Raw genomic sequence first — 1,910 nt, 5'->3', positions numbered from 1 at the left:
TCTGCGATCCCTTCCATGTAGACGAGGTTTCGCGCCGCCAGTTGCAGCGGCGTTTCCTTGGCATTTTCCGCCACGTCCTGCTCGACGACGATGGGGCCATCAAAGCCCCGCTCCGCCAGGAGACGCATCACCGCCTGAATATCCACCGCCCCATCGGGCAACGGGCACATCACGCCCGCGCCATAGGATTTGGCCACCGACAATTCGCCGGCAAGCACACGCGCCCGAACCTTGGGATCGACATTCTTGAGGTGCATATAGGCAATGCGGGAAAAGACCTTTTCCATATAGGCGACGGGGTCTTGGTCCCAGAAAGCATGGTGCCCGGTATCGAAGCAGAGATCGATTTCCGTATCGGCCAGCAGCCGGTCGATCTGCGTTTCCTTCTCCACCGCCGTGCCGATATGCGGATGGAAACTGAGTTTGAGACCATACTCGCCCTCGACCAGCTTTTGCGCGTCGCGCACCATGCCGACGAGCCCCTGCCAGCCAGCCTCGTCGAGCACGCCTTCCTGGCCCGCGGGATACCAGTTGCTCTCGTCCATGATAACGAGATGCTTTGCCCCGAGCGTTTTCAACAGAGTTGACAGCTCGCGTAGGGTCGCCATCAAAATGGGAGCCGAAGCGGCGTCGCCGAAAGTGTGGACGCGGGTCGCTCCGATCAGCGTCAGATTGCGCCTGGCCAGTTCGCCCCGCAGCAGTTCGGCATCCTTGGGCAGGAAGCCGAGCGGCCCGAGCTCTGTGCCGCGATAGCCGGCTTCGGCCACCTCATCGAGATATTGCGACCAGGAATAGTGATTGCCGGTGGGATAGGCGATGCCCCAGGAACAGGGCGCGTTGCCGATAAGCATGGATCAGGAACCGATATAGATAGGATTACTCAGCGCGCGGCGGATTGGCTGGCCGGCGACGTCGACATTCTTGAGCTGCCAGGGTAGTTCGCGCCCTTCCAGCAGGCCTGCATACTCGGTCAGAAGACGTTCGCGGCTCGCCGCTGCCACGACCTCGGCTCGAACGAATTTTTGGGCGCTCTCGACGACGACTGTGGCCGAAAAATCGTCACCGGCAATTTCAACAGCGGCCACTTCGCCGGTGGCGTCGATCAGCACGAGCCGATCTCCGGCCGCACCGCGAACGACAACATCAAGCGAAGTCAGCTCCGTCACTGTGCCCCCCATGGGCACATCGCCGGCGCGAATTTCGAGATGGGGACCGCTCGGGCCCTCGGTCACATAGCCATGGCCCGACTTCATCGCCGCCAGCAACGCGTCTTCGCTGAGCTCAGGCAACCAGAACACTGTGGTCGGCCGCGCCAGCACCAAGGGCCCCTCGGGCATTAGCCGGTCGGGCTGGTGGAAATCCGAGCCGCCAATCGCAGAGATCTTCATGCCTGAAGCCAGACGCTGCTGATAGCGATCCAGGGCAATCCAGTTCCAGGCGAGCCAGGTCGATTGCCAGACTTCCTGGCAGTCGGCGCTGGGCATTTCATACTCCCAGGCGATCGGGGGCTTGTCGTGGTTGATCGAGAGCAGCCCGCCCTTTTCATGCACCAGCTTTTCCAGCACATGCGCATCCGACGGTTTGGTCATGCGGAAATCGATCCAGTCATCGACCCCGTAGACATTGGCATGGCCCTCGGCCGTCGTGACCTCCATGCCGCGCACGAAGACTAGGTCGGATGAAGACTGCGGATGAAAGTAGCGGCGCTGAGTGATGGTGTTGTGGTCGGCGATGGCAAGGAAGTCGAGCCCCGCCTGCCTGGCCGCCGCATGCAGCAGTTCCGGCGCGCCGCGCGCGTCGGAGTGGAAGGTGTGGCAGTGGAGATCGCCCTTGTACCATCCGGCCTTCTTACGCACGGGAAAGGTCCGCGCCGTTTGCGGCTCGAGCTTTCGCGGCGACGCATCAAGGCT

Annotated in this window: 2 protein-coding genes; both read right to left on the bottom strand. The window is 62.1% G+C overall.

Annotation, left to right across the window (positions count from 1 at the left end; genetic code table 11):
• Nucleotides 1-851, bottom strand: an 851-nt coding sequence (locus J0I64_RS20780) for a sugar phosphate isomerase/epimerase (RefSeq protein ID WP_291411878.1), incomplete at its 3' end; no start/stop codon positions are given.
• Between the two features lie 3 nt (nt 852-854).
• Nucleotides 855-1,910: CehA/McbA family metallohydrolase (locus J0I64_RS20775; RefSeq protein ID WP_291411876.1), on the bottom strand; the 1,056-nt coding region annotated here is incomplete at its 5' end.

This window comes from Devosia sp. (assembly GCF_017307565.1).
Taxonomy (GTDB): Bacteria; Pseudomonadota; Alphaproteobacteria; order Rhizobiales; family Devosiaceae; genus Devosia.
The sequence above is the reverse complement of the archived record's forward strand: the minus strand, read 5'-3'. Positions and strand labels throughout refer to the sequence as shown.